Source organism: Cedecea sp. P7760, assembly GCF_013386425.1.
GTDB lineage: Bacteria > Pseudomonadota > Gammaproteobacteria > Enterobacterales > Enterobacteriaceae > Cedecea > Cedecea selenatireducens.
Genome location: NZ_JACARU010000025.1, coordinates 85,074 through 98,981, shown reverse-complemented (window position 1 = coordinate 98,981; position 13,908 = coordinate 85,074). Strand labels below are relative to the sequence as shown.

General features: G+C 53.6%; 17 protein-coding genes. 3 read left to right on the top strand and 14 right to left on the bottom strand.

The window, feature by feature from the left end:
- From HX778_RS11325 to fkpA, 9 genes are all read right to left on the bottom strand, one after another.
- On the bottom strand, positions 1–107 hold a 107-nt coding region (locus HX778_RS11325; protein WP_001785379.1), incomplete at its 3' end, for a GTP-binding protein.
- Positions 108–178: 71 nt separating this feature from the next.
- Positions 179–2,293: an elongation factor G gene (fusA, locus tag HX778_RS11320; RefSeq protein WP_038478200.1), complete on the bottom strand. Its 2,115-nt coding sequence runs from the start codon at positions 2,291–2,293 to the stop codon at positions 179–181.
- Between the two features lie 93 nt (positions 2,294–2,386).
- Positions 2,387–2,857: a 30S ribosomal protein S7 gene (gene rpsG / locus HX778_RS11315; RefSeq protein WP_008457106.1), complete on the bottom strand. Its 471-nt coding sequence runs from the start codon at positions 2,855–2,857 to the stop codon at positions 2,387–2,389.
- Between the two features lie 95 nt (positions 2,858–2,952).
- Positions 2,953–3,327, bottom strand: a complete 375-nt coding sequence (rpsL, locus tag HX778_RS11310) for a 30S ribosomal protein S12 (protein ID WP_008457105.1) — start codon at positions 3,325–3,327, stop codon at positions 2,953–2,955.
- 124 nt (positions 3,328–3,451) lie between these two features.
- The gene (gene tusB / locus HX778_RS11305) at positions 3,452–3,739 is read right to left on the bottom strand and encodes a sulfurtransferase complex subunit TusB (protein WP_038478197.1); all 288 of its coding nucleotides are present in this window, start codon (positions 3,737–3,739) and stop codon (positions 3,452–3,454) included.
- Between the two features lie 7 nt (positions 3,740–3,746).
- Positions 3,747–4,106, bottom strand: coding sequence for a sulfurtransferase complex subunit TusC (gene tusC, locus HX778_RS11300; protein ID WP_176982019.1), 360 nt, complete (start codon positions 4,104–4,106; stop codon positions 3,747–3,749).
- The gene (tusD, locus tag HX778_RS11295) at positions 4,106–4,492 is read right to left on the bottom strand and encodes a sulfurtransferase complex subunit TusD (RefSeq protein WP_176982018.1); all 387 of its coding nucleotides are present in this window, start codon (positions 4,490–4,492) and stop codon (positions 4,106–4,108) included. The genes tusC and tusD overlap by 1 nt, the downstream gene beginning before the upstream one ends.
- The gene (locus HX778_RS11290; protein ID WP_038478188.1) at positions 4,492–5,220 is read right to left on the bottom strand and encodes a transcriptional regulator; all 729 of its coding nucleotides are present in this window, start codon (positions 5,218–5,220) and stop codon (positions 4,492–4,494) included. The genes tusD and HX778_RS11290 overlap by 1 nt, the downstream gene beginning before the upstream one ends.
- Positions 5,221–5,427: 207 nt before the next feature.
- A complete protein-coding gene (fkpA, locus tag HX778_RS11285) occupies positions 5,428–6,258 on the bottom strand; it encodes an FKBP-type peptidyl-prolyl cis-trans isomerase (RefSeq protein ID WP_038478185.1) in 831 nt (276 codons plus the stop codon).
- Positions 6,259–6,489: 231 nt separating this feature from the next.
- Between fkpA and HX778_RS11280 the strand changes: the two genes are divergently transcribed.
- The gene (locus HX778_RS11280) at positions 6,490–6,708 is read left to right on the top strand and encodes a protein SlyX (RefSeq protein WP_038478182.1); all 219 of its coding nucleotides are present in this window, start codon (positions 6,490–6,492) and stop codon (positions 6,706–6,708) included.
- Positions 6,709–6,761: 53 nt separating this feature from the next.
- On the opposite strand, the gene slyD is transcribed toward HX778_RS11280, so the two are convergent.
- The 4 genes from slyD to kefG all read right to left on the bottom strand — a co-directional run bounded on the left by slyD (position 6,762) and on the right by kefG (position 10,157).
- A complete protein-coding gene (gene slyD / locus HX778_RS11275) occupies positions 6,762–7,346 on the bottom strand; it encodes a peptidylprolyl isomerase (protein WP_176982017.1) in 585 nt (194 codons plus the stop codon).
- Positions 7,347–7,444: 98 nt separating this feature from the next.
- A complete protein-coding gene (locus HX778_RS11270; protein WP_016538480.1) occupies positions 7,445–7,645 on the bottom strand; it encodes a YheV family putative zinc ribbon protein in 201 nt (66 codons plus the stop codon).
- A 155-nt stretch (positions 7,646–7,800) separates the two neighbouring features.
- A complete protein-coding gene (gene kefB / locus HX778_RS11265) occupies positions 7,801–9,606 on the bottom strand; it encodes a glutathione-regulated potassium-efflux system protein KefB (RefSeq protein ID WP_038478176.1) in 1,806 nt (601 codons plus the stop codon).
- Positions 9,606–10,157 (bottom strand): glutathione-regulated potassium-efflux system ancillary protein KefG, encoded by a 552-nt coding sequence (gene kefG / locus HX778_RS11260; RefSeq protein ID WP_176982020.1) that lies wholly within the window; start codon positions 10,155–10,157, stop codon positions 9,606–9,608. Before kefG ends, kefB begins: the two co-directional genes overlap by 1 nt.
- Positions 10,158–10,281: 124 nt before the next feature.
- On the opposite strand from kefG, the gene HX778_RS11255 reads away from it, so the two are divergent.
- Entirely contained in the window at positions 10,282–12,186 is a 1,905-nt protein-coding gene (locus HX778_RS11255; protein ID WP_176982016.1) for an ABC transporter ATP-binding protein, read from the top strand.
- A gap of 41 nt (positions 12,187–12,227) precedes the next feature.
- Here HX778_RS11255 and HX778_RS11250 read toward each other — a convergent pair whose 3' ends face one another.
- The gene (locus HX778_RS11250) at positions 12,228–12,830 is read right to left on the bottom strand and encodes a LysE family translocator (RefSeq protein ID WP_038478167.1); all 603 of its coding nucleotides are present in this window, start codon (positions 12,828–12,830) and stop codon (positions 12,228–12,230) included.
- A gap of 60 nt (positions 12,831–12,890) precedes the next feature.
- Between HX778_RS11250 and HX778_RS11245 the strand changes: the two genes are divergently transcribed.
- A complete protein-coding gene (locus HX778_RS11245; protein ID WP_176982015.1) occupies positions 12,891–13,907 on the top strand; it encodes a hydrolase in 1,017 nt (338 codons plus the stop codon).
- Position 13,908 lies beyond the last annotated feature (1 nt).

Below are 13,908 nucleotides of genomic sequence, written 5' to 3'. Positions count from 1 at the left end.
AGAACGGTAGTGATTGCAGCAGTCAGAGTGGTTTTACCGTGGTCAACGTGGCCGATAGTACCAACGTTAACGTGCGGTTTTGTACGTTCAAATTTTTCTTTAGACACGGCTATATTCCTTACTATTGTGCTCTCCCCTTCGGGAGAGAGCACGGGATCATTGTGTTAAAAGCGTTGGCTTATTTGCCACGAGCTTCGATTACGGCCTGAGCAACGTTGTTAGGTGCGTCATCATACTTCAGGAATTCCATGGAGTAAGATGCACGACCTTTGGTCAGAGAACGCAGCTGAGTTGCGTACCCGAACATTTCAGACAACGGAACTTCAGCATGAATCTGTACGCCAGTAGCGTTAGATTCCTGGCCTTTCAGCTGACCACGACGACGGCTAAGGTCACCGATAACGTCACCAGTGTTCTCTTCCGGAGTTTCAACTTCAACCTTCATGATAGGCTCAAGCAGAACTGGTTTAGCTTTCTTAAAGCCATCTTTGAAGGCAATAGAAGCGGCCAGTTTAAACGCCAGTTCGGAGGAGTCAACGTCATGGTAAGAACCGAAGTGCAGACGCACGCCGAGATCAACAACCGGGTAACCCGCCAGTGGACCAGATTTCAGCTGCTCCTGGATGCCTTTATCAACGGCAGGGATGTATTCACCAGGAATTACACCACCTTTGATGTCGTTGATGAACTCGTAACCTTTAGGGTTAGAGCCCGGCTCCAGTGGGTACATGTCGATAACAACATGACCATACTGACCACGACCACCAGACTGCTTGGCGTGTTTACCTTCGATATCGGTAACTTTCGCGCGAATCGCTTCACGGTAAGCAACCTGAGGTTTACCGACGTTCGCTTCAACGTTGAATTCACGCTTCATGCGGTCAACGATGATGTCGAGGTGCAGTTCACCCATACCGGCGATGATGGTCTGGTTAGATTCTTCATCAGTCCATACGCGGAATGATGGATCTTCTTTAGCCAGACGGCCCAGAGCCAGACCCATTTTTTCCTGGTCAGCTTTGGTTTTCGGTTCAACAGCGATGGAAATTACCGGTTCTGGGAATTCCATACGCTCCAGAATGATCACGTTGTCCGGATCACAGATGGTATCACCTGTAGTCACGTCTTTCAGGCCGATTGCCGCAGCAATGTCGCCCGCGCGAACTTCTTTAATCTCTTCACGTTTGTTAGCGTGCATCTGAACGATACGACCAAAACGCTCACGAGCTGATTTAACCGGGTTGTATACGGTATCACCGGAGTTAACCACGCCAGAGTACACGCGGAAGAACGTCAGGTTACCTACAAACGGGTCGGTAGCGATTTTGAATGCCAGAGCAGCAAATGGCTCTTCGTCGCTAGCGTGACGCTCGGATGGAGTGTCTTTACCGTCGTCCAACATACCGTTGATAGCAGGTACGTCAGTTGGTGCTGGCAGGTAATCGATTACCGCATCCAGCATCGCCTGAACACCTTTGTTCTTAAATGCAGAACCACAGGTAACCAGGATGATTTCGTTGTTCAGAACGCGCTGACGCAGAGCAGTCTTGATTTCTTCCTCGGTCAGCTCTTCGCCGCCCAGGTATTTTTCCATCAGCTCTTCAGAGGCTTCTGCAGCGGACTCGATCAGGTTCTGGTGCCATTCGTCAGCCAGGTCCTGCATGTCAGCCGGGATATCTTCGTATTCGAAGGTAACGCCCTGATCTGCATCGTTCCAGTTGATGGCTTTCATTTTCACCAGGTCGATAACGCCGGTGAAACCTTCTTCAGCACCAATTGCCAGCTGAAGCGGAACAGCGTTCGCGCCCAGGCGGGATTTGATCTGGCCTACAACTTTCAGGAAGTTTGCACCCATACGGTCCATTTTGTTAACGAACGCGATGCGTGGAACTTTGTATTTGTTAGCCTGACGCCATACGGTTTCAGACTGTGGCTGAACACCACCAACTGCGCAGTAAACCATTACTGCACCGTCAAGAACACGCATGGAACGTTCAACTTCGATGGTGAAGTCAACGTGCCCTGGGGTGTCGATGATGTTTACGCGGTGCGGTTCATACTGCTTAGCCATACCAGACCAGAATGCAGTAGTTGCAGCGGAGGTAATGGTGATACCACGCTCCTGCTCCTGCTCCATCCAGTCCATGGTTGCAGCACCGTCATGAACTTCACCGATTTTGTGGTTTACACCGGTGTAGAACAGAATACGTTCGGTAGTCGTGGTTTTACCGGCGTCGATGTGTGCACTGATACCGATGTTACGGTAGCGTGCAATGGGTGTTGTACGAGCCATTTGATTCCTCTATATCCTGGGACGTTCAAGTTAAGTAACCCAAAGCGGGCAGCTTCATGAAGCGCCCGCTTGGGTAACACTACGAAGGATTTATTACCAACGGTAGTGAGCGAACGCCTTGTTGGCTTCAGCCATACGGTGAACGTCTTCACGTTTCTTAACTGCAGTGCCTTTGTTTTCTGCAGCGTCAGACAGTTCATTCGCCAGGCGAAGAGCCATGGATTTATCACCGCGTTTACGAGCAGCTTCTACGATCCAACGCATTGCCAGGGCATTACGACGAACCGGACGAACTTCAACTGGAACCTGATAAGTAGAACCACCAACGCGGCGGGACTTAACTTCGACGGTCGGACGGACGTTGTCCAGAGCGACTTCGAAAGCTTCCAGTTCGTTTTTACCAGAACGCTGAGCCAGGGTCTCCAGCGCGGTATAAACGATAGATTCTGCAGTAGATTTTTTACCATCTACCATCAGGATATTTACAAATTTAGCCAGCAGCTCTGATCCGAACTTAGGATCCGGCAGAATTTTACGCTGACCAATCACGCGACGACGTGGCATAGGAATACTCCGTTGTTAATTCAGGATTGTCCAAAACTCAAAGAGTTTATTTTGACATTAATTTAAAACGTTTGGCCTTACTTAACGGAGAACCATTAAGCCTTAGGACGCTTCACGCCATACTTGGAGCGAGATTGCTTACGGTCTTTAACGCCGGAGCAGTCAAGCGCACCACGAACGGTGTGGTAGCGAACACCTGGCAAGTCTTTAACACGACCACCACGGATCAGGATCACGGAGTGTTCCTGCAGGTTGTGACCTTCACCGCCGATGTAGGAGGTGACTTCAAAACCGTTAGTCAAACGCACACGGCAAACTTTACGCAGTGCGGAGTTTGGTTTTTTAGGAGTGGTGGTATATACACGAGTACATACACCACGTTTTTGCGGGCAGGCTTCCAGCGCAGGCACGTTGCTTTTTGCAACTTTGCGTACGCGTGGTTTGCGAACCAGCTGGTTAACTGTTGCCATTAAATAGCTCCTGGTTTTTGCTTTTGCTTCGTAAACACGTAATAAAACGGCCTCATATAATATGAGGACGCAGAATTTTAGGGCTGAGCCGAAAAGGTGTCAAGAAATATACAGCATTCCGCCATCACCAGGCGAACTGCTGGTCATGTTTTATCACTAATCTGACGAAGTCAGTATAGTCGACAAGCCCAATTTTGGGTGAAATTTGAACAGCCAGGCCACGGGCTTCAACATCTTCTCGTAGAACGTTGACAGTAATGGGGGCTGAAAGCAGTAATTCAAGCGCCCGGCTGTTATTCAGCGCGGCAATCACGCCATCTTCTATCAGCAGCAGATCGTCGCCAGGCTGCACATAGCGCAGCATCTCGCTGATATCACACTGAAAGGGCGACTGACGTAGGGTATGCAGCATGGGTGCCTCAGAAGGTAAGTACAACATCGTACTGGTTTAACTTTTCCCTCAGTGCATCAGGCTCCAGCACTTCGGCATCGATAACCCAGGATGACTGAGCCGACAGCCCTCTCTCGCTCAATGAAGCTGCACAGAGAAAACATTGCTCGATGTCGTACAGCGGCAAAACGCGGAAGGTAGCGATGTAGTCTCTGCCCAGCACTTTTGCCGGCTGTTGATTCGGCAGGAGCTGCAGAACGCCGTCACCGATAAAGAACACGCCGATATCTTCAGACAGCGCCGACGTTGCCAATAACGCATCCAGCCCTTCCCGACCAGACGTGCTGCCGTGCGGCGCAGAGCGGAACACAAAAGCCACACGCTTCATCAGAATTGCACCATTCTTTCACAGGTCAGCGCGGCTTCCGCCAGCGCTCCCAGCCCACTAAGCGTAAAGCCGGGCTGAAGATTACTGACGTGGAGTCCCAAAGATTTCGCCTGTTCTTCATCGGTCACACCGCGACGCAATGCCGCGGCCACGCAGATGTGCAGCGCGACACCGTGCTGCGAGCTCAGCGACTGCCACTCGCGGACCAGATCAACCTCATCGTTTGCCGGCGCGGTGAGCTGATTAGCGTTATAAATCCCCTCGCGATAGAAAAAAACGCTCTCAAGCATATGGCCTTCCGCCAGCAATGCTCGGGCAAACAGCAGCGCGCTACTCGCCTGCTGAGTACCATAAGCCGGCCCGGTAACCATCAACGCAAAGCGCATTACTTATCCTGGCCGAGGAAGTCGCCGTTTTTGAACTGGCGGATGTAGAGATAAACGGTGTGCTTGGAAATGTTCAGGCGGTCGGCAACCTGGTTAATCGCATCTTTGATATCGAAGATGCCTTTCTCGTAGAGGTTAAGGACTATCTGGCGGTTCTTGGCGTTGTTCGACACGTTGCGATCGGCATTCACTTCTTCGATTGTGAATTCAAGCGTTTGCATCACCAGGTCTTCAACGGATGAGGCAAAGTTCACCGAGGACGGCACTTCCTGATCCTGCGTTTCTGGTGGCACAAAGGTCGACATAATTTGGGAGAACGGCACGTCGAGGTTCATGTTGATGCACAGCAAACCAATCACGCGCTGGTCACGGTTGCGAATCGCAATGGTCACCGATTTCATCAGAACGCCGCTTTTCGCGCGGGTAAAATAGCACTTTGATACGCTGCTGTCGGCACCGGTCATATCGTGCAGCATGCGCAGCGCCAGATCGGTGATTGGCGAGCCTATTTTTCGCCCGGTATGTTCACCATTAGCAATACGAATGGCTGAACATTTCAGGTCCTGCAAGGAATGCAGAACGATTTCGCAATGGGAGCCAATCAGCATCGCTAACCCGTCCACAACCGCTTCATAGGATTTTAAGATTTCGAAGTCGGTTTGCTCAAAAGGACGCTGGTCCAGTAAATCGAGTTCACTGGTTTCGTTGGTTAAAAGCGAATTGGACATGTAAAAATACCACCCTCTAATGAGAGCCTGTCGCGCTTTGATGGTGTCAGGGCAGACTCATACTCGGTTGAAACGCTGCCCGTAAGGTAATACAACGTAAGACGTGCTTTCCAGTCTTTATTCTCCTCATTGCGCGTGGGGGAAAATAAAGCAAGTCCCAAAAACAAAACCGCCGCCCGATGGGCGGCGGTTCAAACTGCCAGAAAATTACTTGCTTTTTGCTGCGTCAGCCGCTTTGGCATCCGCTGCTGCTGCAGGTTTAGCGTCAGCTTTTGGCGCCTGTTTAATGTCCAGCAGCTCAACTTCAAACACCAGCGTGGAGTTGGCAGGGATCCCTGGAACGCCAGTTTTACCGTAAGCCAGCTCTGGTGGAATAACCAGCTTGATTTTGCCGCCTTTCTTGATGTTTTTCAGGCCTTCAGTCCAGCCTGGGATAACGCCATCAAGACGGAAGGAAAGAGGCTCACCACGGGTGTAAGAGTTATCAAACTCTTTACCGTCGATCAGCGTACCTTTGTAGTTAACCACAACGGTATCGGTATCTTTTGGCGCATCGCCGGTACCGTCTTTCTCAACTTTATACATCAGGCCAGTAGACGAAGTTTTAACGCCTTTCTCTTTGGCGAAAGCATCGCGGAAGGTTTTGCCTTTGTCTGCGTTCTGTTTAGCGTCTTTTTCCATTTTCTCCTGAGCGGAGGTTTTTACGCGAGTCTCAAACGCCTGCAGAGTTTGCTCGATGTCCTGGTCAGACAGTTTGCTCTTATCAGCAAACGCATCCTGCACGCCCGCGATCAGCTGAGCTTTGTCCAGAGTGATGCCCAGTTTCTCTTGCTCTTTCAGGGAGTTTTCCATGTAACGCCCAAGTGAAGCACCCAGCGCATAGGCCGCTTTCTGATCGTCGTTCTTAAAGGCAGCTTTGCTGTCAGCCTGAGCGGCAGCAGGCGCATCTTTCGCAGCAGCGGGTGCGGCAAAAGCAGGAGCATTAAGGGCAACGGCCATTGTGGTCGCCAGAAGCGTTACTTTAAATAATGATTTCATCCATTTCTCCAAGGGCCGGGGCCTCTCACCCCAGGTTTTTCAAATAAGCTAAGTGACGTACTATAACGTCGTGAAAGAAATCTACACAATCTCTCAGCGAGTTATCGAGTCAAATTGAGATTCTTTTTGTTTAAAGAAGTTTCCTTCAAAGTGCTTCTGCGCTGTAAAGCTGAGTCATTTTCAGTAAAATCACCGCATATTGTCCATCCCGCAGGCAGAAGAGGATCCGCCATGCACCCTAAATCCACCGAACAACGGCTGGAAGATCTCGAGAGTCGTCTTGCATTTCAGGAGATAACGATTGAAGAGCTGAATCAGACCGTGACGGCGCACGAACTTGAGATGGCCAAACTTCGCGAGCATTTCCGCCTGCTGGTTGAAAAACTGAAGGCAAGCCAGCCGTCGATGATCGCCTCTGAGTCTGAAGAGACGCCGCCGCCGCATTACTGAATTGCAGATGTAAAAAAGGCCGCTAATGCGGCCTTTTCTCTCTTTAACAGCGATCAGTGGCAGCCACAGCCGCCGTTGCCGCAACCACCTTTACCCTGCTCGTGGCCATGGTCGTGATCGTGGCCATGACCGCCGCAGCAGCCGTCATGATCGTGGTCGTGATGATGATCGTGCTCGCCGTGAACGTGGCCGTGAGCCAGCTCTTCTTCGGTCGCTTCGCGAATCGCCACAACTTCAACGTTGAACTTCAGGTTCTGGCCAGCCAGCATATGGTTGCCGTCAACCACAACGTGCTCGTCTTCCACTTCGGTAATTTCAACCGGAACGGGACCCTGATCGGTTTCCGCCATAAAGCGCATACCAACCTGCAGCTCGTCAACGCCCATGAAGACGTCTTTCGGTACACGCTGCACCAGGTTTTCGTCGTACTGACCGTAAGCGTCGTTTGCGCCTACTTCAACGTCAAACTTGTCGCCAACTTCGTGACCATCCAGCGCCGTTTCCAGGCCAGAAATCAGGGAGCCGTGACCGTGCAGGTAGTCCAGCGGCGCGCTCACCGGAGACTCATCGACCAACACACCGTCTTCTGTACGTACCTGATAAGCCAGGCTGACCACCAGGTCTTTTGCTACTTTCATGATATCTCCTGAACGAGCGTAGGGAAAAAACTGGCGCAGATTGTAACGGAAATCTGCGCCGCTGTACTCTCTAGCTTAAAAAAAGCTGCTTCATCTCGCTAGTCGGGATGAAAAATCCCTATCACCTGTTCCTGCTCACGAACGTGCTCGCGAACCTGCTTATCCGCCTCGCGCATCTGGTGGCCGCACTTCACGCACTCAACGATATCGACGTTGTTCTCACGCCACAGGGCAAGGGAATCCTTCGCCTGGCACTTGGGGCAAACGGCCCCGGCAATAAAACGTTTACGCACTGACATTGGCTTCACCTGATGTTCTGAAAAAGAGGGAAAAAGCGTGGTTTTTCCCTCTTTTTGGTTATCTGGCGAAAATCAATAAATTGATTTTCCTGGTTTATTTCTTGCTTCCGCCGATCAAATCTCTATCGTAGGTATTTCTTCTACGGGCTGGCTTACTATTCAAATTCGTCCCAGCCGTCCAGCTGCCGACGCTCTTGTTGCATTTCACGTTCGAAAATCTCTTCCAGCTCACGGCGGGCTTCACGCACCCTGGAAATCTGCGCGCTATCGGTATGGATGGGCATTAGCTCACGCAGCATACGCATATCCAGACGGCGGAAGTGCTGCTGCGCGCGGTGCGCCTGATGCGGATGCATTCCTAGCGTGAGCAATGCTTTACGTCCCAGCTCGAGGGCACTGGAAAAAGTTTCCCGCGAGAACAGTTTAACGCCGGCCTGCAGCAGTTCATGTGCTTCAACACGCCCGCGAGCACGCGCCAGAATGGCAAGGTGTGGAAAGTGTTGTTGACAGAGGTGGACAATCTGCATCGTATCCTCCGGCTCATTGCAGGTAATAACAATGGATTTCGCCGCTTCTGCGCCAGCAGAACGCAGCAGCTCCACTTCCGTCGCATCCCCGTAATACACCTTATAGCCGTACTTCCTCATCAGGCTTACGGCGCTGATATCCCTTTCAAGGACGGTGATTCTCATCTTGTTAGCCATCAGCAGGCGGCCAATGACCTGACCAAAGCGCCCAAACCCGACGATGATGACCTGCGGATGATCGTCCTCAACGTAAGGCGTCTCTTCGGTCTCATCACCAGGGTTAAAGCGCCGGGCAAGTATGGCATCCACGCCTTTCATCAGCAGCGGCGTGGTCATCATCGACAGCGTCACCGTCACCAGCAGCAGCGGCATTTGCTCGCCCTGGAAAAGCTTCTGCGAGGCGGCCGCAGAAAACAGCACGAAGGCAAACTCCCCGCCCTGGCTCAGCACCCCGGCAAACTGCAGCCTTTCAGAGCTGCGTAAACCATAGACGCGAGACAGGCCATACAAAATGGTGGCTTTTACCGCGACCAGCGCCACCACGCTGACAGCAATCAACAAAAGATGGGTAAACAACACGCCCAGGTTTAGCGCCATGCCGACAGAGATAAAGAACAGCCCCAGCAGCAGCCCTTTAAACGGATCGATAGCAATCTCAAGCTCGTGGCGATATTCACTTTCGGCCAGCAGCACGCCGGCCAGAAACGTCCCCAGCGCCATGGAGAAACCAAGCGCATCCATAAACAGCGCTGACCCAAGCACCAACAGCAAGGACGCCGCGGTAAAGACTTCACGCACGCCGGAACCCGCAATAAAGCGGAACACCGGGCGAAGCAGGTATCGCCCGCCAAGGAGCATGCCGATAAACGCCAGCGCCTTCAGGCCAACTTTAATCCAGTCGGTATGATCGTCCCCGTTACCGGCCAGCAGCGGCACCAGCGCCAAAGCGGGGATCACCGCCAGGTCCTGGAACAGCAGCACCGAAAAGCCCAGTTGGCCGGACTCGCTGCGGTTCATGCTTTTGTCCCGCATCAGCTGCAGCGCCATCGCCGTCGACGACATCGCAAGACCGATACCGCCCACAACCGCGGCCTGCCAGGAGAAGTTCGTCAGCATCAGCAGCCCGGCCAGCACAATCGCGCTGAGGATAACCTGCGCGGCCCCAACCCCGAATATAGAGCGCCGTAGCTGCCATAATTTCGACGGATTCAGCTCCAGGCCGATGATAAACATCAGGAACACCACGCCCAGCTCGGAGAAGTGCAGAATTTCATCGACGTCGCTGATAAAACCTAAGCCCCACGGGCCAATGGCGATGCCTGCCAGCAAATAGCCCAGCACGGCACCAATACCTAAACGAGCGGCAATGGGCACGGCAACAACCGCCGCAAAGAGGAACAGTACGCCCGCCAGCAGCAAATCAGATCCTTCCATCAGCGCCCTCCCATCGGCAACGGATTCGCCAGCCACTCGCCGTAGGCTTTCGCGTGGCTTTCCAGCTCCGGCTTAGACTGGCGGCGCGCCCAATAAACGATAATCGGCATCAGCCAGTGCATCTTGCACATTGCGGCGGTGAGCTCAAAGGGGCGTAAAATTTCCGTTAAGGGAAAGCGGTTGTAGCCGTCATAGCGGTAGGCGCCTTCCGGCTCGCCGGTGGTTATCACGCTGCGCCAGTACTTTCCCGCCAGAGCGTTGCCTCCAACGCCGCTGGCAAAGTCGCGGCTTAGAACGCGATCCATCCACTCCTTCAGCAGCGCAGGGCAGCTGTAGGTGTAGAGAGGGTGTTGAAAAACAATGACATCGTGCTCGAGCAGCAATGACTGTTCATGGTAAATATCGATAAAAAAATCGGGATAGTGCGCGTAGAGATCGTGCACGGTCACATTTTCAAGCTGCAGAGCCGGCTGAAGCAAAACCCGGTTAGCCACCGAGTCCTGGGATTCCGGATGGGCATACAGCAGCAAAACTTTCGGCGGCTGCGACATCATTACCCTCCAGGGCGTCGTCATAGTCATTATTTTGGGCTACCATGCAGCCCGACCTGTTGCCCAGGCGACATGTTAACGAATTACAATGACAATTTAACATACTCTGAACATACGGCGCTTTATGATTGTTTTCTCCTCGTTACAAATTCGTCGCGGCACCCGCGTTCTGCTGGATAACGCCACCGCCACTATCAACCCCGGGCAAAAAGTCGGCCTGGTGGGTAAAAACGGCTGTGGAAAATCCACGCTGCTGGCGTTGCTGAAAAACGAGATAAGCGCCGACGGCGGCAGCGCAAGCTTCCCCGGCAACTGGCAGCTTGCCTGGGTTAATCAGGAAACGCCCGCGCTGGCCATGCCAGCCATAGAGTATGTCATCGATGGCGATCGTGAATTCCGTAAGCTGGAAGCCGAACTGAACGCGGCAAACGAACGCAACGACGGCCACGCCATTGCGTTGGTCCACGGCAAATTGGATGCGGTAGATGCCTGGACCATTCGTTCCCGCGCTTCCAGCCTGCTGCACGGCCTGGGCTTTAGCAATGAACAGCTGGAACGTTCGGTAAGCGATTTCTCGGGCGGCTGGCGCATGCGTCTTAACCTCGCTCAGGCGCTGATTTGCCGTTCCGACCTTTTACTGCTTGATGAACCAACTAACCACCTCGATTTGGACGCGGTCATCTGGCTGGAACGCTGGCTGAAAAGCTACCAGGGCACGCTGATCCTTATCTCTCACGACCGCGACTTCCTCGATCCGGTGGTCGATAAAATTATCCACATCGAACAGGAAAATATGTTCGAGTACACCGGCAACTACTCTTCGTTCGAGATCCAGCGCGCGACTCGCCTGTCTCAGCAGCAGTCGATGTTTGAGAGCCAGCAGCAAAAAGTGGCCCACCTGCAAAGCTTTATCGACCGCTTCAAGGCCAAAGCCTCTAAAGCCAAGCAGGCGCAAAGTCGCGTGAAGATGCTGGAACGCATGGAGCTGATTGCCCCGGCGCACGTCGATAATCCGTTCCACTTCAGCTTCCGGGCGCCAGAAAACCTGCCCAACCCGCTACTGCGGATGGAAAAAGTTAGCGCAGGCTACGGCGAGCGGGTGATCCTGAACTCCATCAAACTGAACCTGGTTCCCGGCTCGCGTATTGGCCTGCTGGGCCGAAACGGGGCGGGTAAATCCACCTTAATCAAGCTGCTGGCCGGTGAACTAGAGCCTCTGCAGGGCGACATTGGCCTCGCCAAAGGCATCAAGCTCGGCTACTTCGCCCAGCATCAGCTGGAATACCTGCGTGCCGACGAATCGCCGCTCCAGCATCTGGCCCGGATTGCTCCCCGCGAGCTGGAACAGCAGCTGCGCGACTACCTGGGCGGCTTTGGTTTCCAGGGCGATAAAGTCACGGAGCAAACGGCACGCTTTTCCGGCGGTGAAAAAGCCAGGCTGGTACTGGCGCTGGTTGTCTGGCAATGCCCTAACCTGCTGCTGCTCGATGAACCGACAAACCACCTTGACCTCGACATGCGCCAGGCGCTGACTGAAGCGTTAATTGACTTCGAAGGGGCGCTGGTTGTGGTCTCGCACGACCGCCACCTGCTGCGCTCCACCACGGACGATCTCTATCTGGTGCACGACGGCAAAGTGGAAGCTTTCGACGGTGACCTTGAAGATTACCAGCAGTGGCTGAGCGACCTGCAAAAGCAGGAAAACCAGCCTGCCGATACCGCGAAGGATAACGCCAACAGCGCCCAGGCCCGTAAGGACCAGAAGCGCCGTGAGGCCGAGCTTCGCACGCAAACCCAGCCGCTGCGTAAGCAAATCACCCAGCTTGAAAAGCAGATGGAAAAGCTGAACGCTCAGCTTGCAGGGGTAGAAGAGAAACTGGCAGACAGCGCTATCTACGAGCAAAGCCGTAAAGCCGAGATGAACGAATGTCTGCAAACGCAGGTAAAAGTGAAGTCGGCGCTGGAAGAGTGTGAGATGGAATGGCTGGACGCCCAGGAACAGCTTGAGCAGATGCTGCAGAGCGACTAAACGCTAAGTTTTCCCTCTCCTCGCGAGGAGAGGGTTTGCCCTCAACGCCAGATAAGCAGCACGCAGGCCGCGGTTAACACGCCCATGCTAACGTTGAAAATGGCCCAGGAGCGACGGCTGCGCAGGAACAGGCCAATCAGGCTGCCAAAGGCTATCCAGATTACGCCGGCCACGATGTTCACCAGCGCAATGCCTACGCTAATCATCGCCACGGAATGCAGATAATCGGCGCCAGCCAGACTGAAGCTTGCCACGGCACCCAGCGCCATCAGCCAGGCTTTAGGGTTTATCACCTGCAGCAGGCCACCCTGCCAGAAAGGTACCGGTGAAGGCGGGGCAGCATCCGTTTCCAGCCGCTCGTATTTCGCGGTACCAATTTTCCAGGCCAGCCACAAAAGATAAACGCTACCGGCAATCTTCAGGATAAGGTGCAAAGCCGGGTACAGCAGGATTAAACTCCCGACGCCGAAGGCCACCAGCACCAGAATGCACTGCATCCCGAGCATGATGCCAATCATCAACGGCAGGCTGCGGAAGAAACCGTAATTCGCCCCGGACGCGGTAAGTAGCGTATTATTAGGGCCAGGTGTAATCGCGGCGACCCAGAGAAAGCCCAGCATCGACAGAAAAAGCGTTAAGTCCATGAATTGGGTGCTCCACACCCGAAGAATAATTAGCGAACTAAACGAAACTAACAGTGTGATATGGCCAGTACAAGTCCTTTAGAATTGAATATTCATCATGATGAAGGTGACGATTTCCGCCCGATGCGCGGACTCAGTAATCCGCATCTGCAAACCATGATCCCACGTTTGATTCGCCGCCGAATCAATTTCAAACCTCACTGGCAGCGCCTGGATATGCCGGACGGGGATTTTGTCGATCTTGCGTGGAGCGAAGATCCGCAAACCGCCATGCACAAACCGCGTCTGGTGGTGTTTCACGGCCTGGAAGGCAGCCTCCACAGCCCCTATGCTCACGGCATGATTGAAGCGGCCAAAAAGCGCGGCTGGTTAGGCGTGGTGATGCATTTTCGTGGCTGTAGCGGCGTGCCAAATCGCAAAGAGCGCATTTATCACTCCGGCGAAACCGAGGACGGCACGTATTTCCTCGACTGGCTAAATCAGCGCTATGGCGAAGTCCCGACCGCTGCGGTTGGTTTTTCGCTGGGCGGGAATATGCTCGCCTGCCTGATGGCAAAACAGGGCGCGGCCTGTACGCTGAAAGCGGGGGTTATCGTCTCCGCACCGTTGATGCTCGAGCAATGCTGCTATCACATGGAACAAGGCTTCTCGCGCGTTTATCAGCACTATCTGCTGAACCTGCTGAAGAAAAATGCCGCCCGCAAGCTGAAGAGCTACCCCGGTTCGCTGCCTATCGACCTGCGTAAACTCAAAAGCCTGCGCCGGATTCGCGAGTTCGACGATCTGATCACCTCAAAAATTCACGGTTTTGCCGACGCGCTGGACTACTACCGCCAGTGCAGCGCCATGCCGCTCTTGCCGGACATTGCCTCGCCGACGCTGATTATTCACGCCAAAGACGATCCGTTTATGGACCACCACGTGATCCCGGACCGCGAAACGCTGCCGCCGAATATCCACTATCAGCTCACCACCTATGGCGGCCACGTTGGCTTCGTTGGCGGCACGCCGCTGCGCCCGCAGATGTGGCTTGAGCAGCGCATCCCTGACTGGCTAACCCGCTTCCTGGACCACTGAA

Excerpts from the sequence above, each read along its gene's own strand:
- slyD (WP_176982017.1), bottom strand. The coding sequence starts at position 7,346 with ATGAAAGTAGCAAAAGACCTGGTGGTCAGCCTGGCTTATCAGGTACGT.
- HX778_RS11255 (WP_176982016.1), top strand. The coding sequence starts at position 10,282 with ATGATTGTTTTCTCCTCGTTACAAATTCGTCGCGGCACCCGCGTTCTG.
- HX778_RS11290 (WP_038478188.1), bottom strand. The coding sequence starts at position 5,220 with ATGTCCAATTCGCTTTTAACCAACGAAACCAGTGAACTCGATTTACTG.
- tusD (WP_176982018.1), bottom strand. The coding sequence starts at position 4,492 with ATGCGCTTTGCGTTGATGGTTACCGGGCCGGCTTATGGTACTCAGCAG.
- HX778_RS11280 (WP_038478182.1), top strand. The coding sequence starts at position 6,490 with ATGCACCCTAAATCCACCGAACAACGGCTGGAAGATCTCGAGAGTCGT.
- HX778_RS11250 (WP_038478167.1), bottom strand. The coding sequence starts at position 12,830 with ATGGACTTAACGCTTTTTCTGTCGATGCTGGGCTTTCTCTGGGTCGCC.
- kefB (WP_038478176.1), bottom strand. The coding sequence starts at position 9,606 with ATGGAAGGATCTGATTTGCTGCTGGCGGGCGTACTGTTCCTCTTTGCG.
- fusA (WP_038478200.1), bottom strand. The coding sequence starts at position 2,293 with ATGGCTCGTACAACACCCATTGCACGCTACCGTAACATCGGTATCAGT.
- tusB (WP_038478197.1), bottom strand. The coding sequence starts at position 3,739 with ATGCTGCATACCCTACGTCAGTCGCCCTTTCAGTGTGATATCAGCGAG.
- tusC (WP_176982019.1), bottom strand. The coding sequence starts at position 4,106 with ATGAAGCGTGTGGCTTTTGTGTTCCGCTCTGCGCCGCACGGCAGCACG.
- HX778_RS11270 (WP_016538480.1), bottom strand. The coding sequence starts at position 7,645 with ATGTCAGTGCGTAAACGTTTTATTGCCGGGGCCGTTTGCCCCAAGTGC.
- rpsL (WP_008457105.1), bottom strand. The coding sequence starts at position 3,327 with ATGGCAACAGTTAACCAGCTGGTTCGCAAACCACGCGTACGCAAAGTT.
- kefG (WP_176982020.1), bottom strand. The coding sequence starts at position 10,157 with ATGTCGCAGCCGCCGAAAGTTTTGCTGCTGTATGCCCATCCGGAATCC.
- HX778_RS11245 (WP_176982015.1), top strand. The coding sequence starts at position 12,891 with ATGGCCAGTACAAGTCCTTTAGAATTGAATATTCATCATGATGAAGGT.
- rpsG (WP_008457106.1), bottom strand. The coding sequence starts at position 2,857 with ATGCCACGTCGTCGCGTGATTGGTCAGCGTAAAATTCTGCCGGATCCT.
- fkpA (WP_038478185.1), bottom strand. The coding sequence starts at position 6,258 with ATGAAATCATTATTTAAAGTAACGCTTCTGGCGACCACAATGGCCGTT.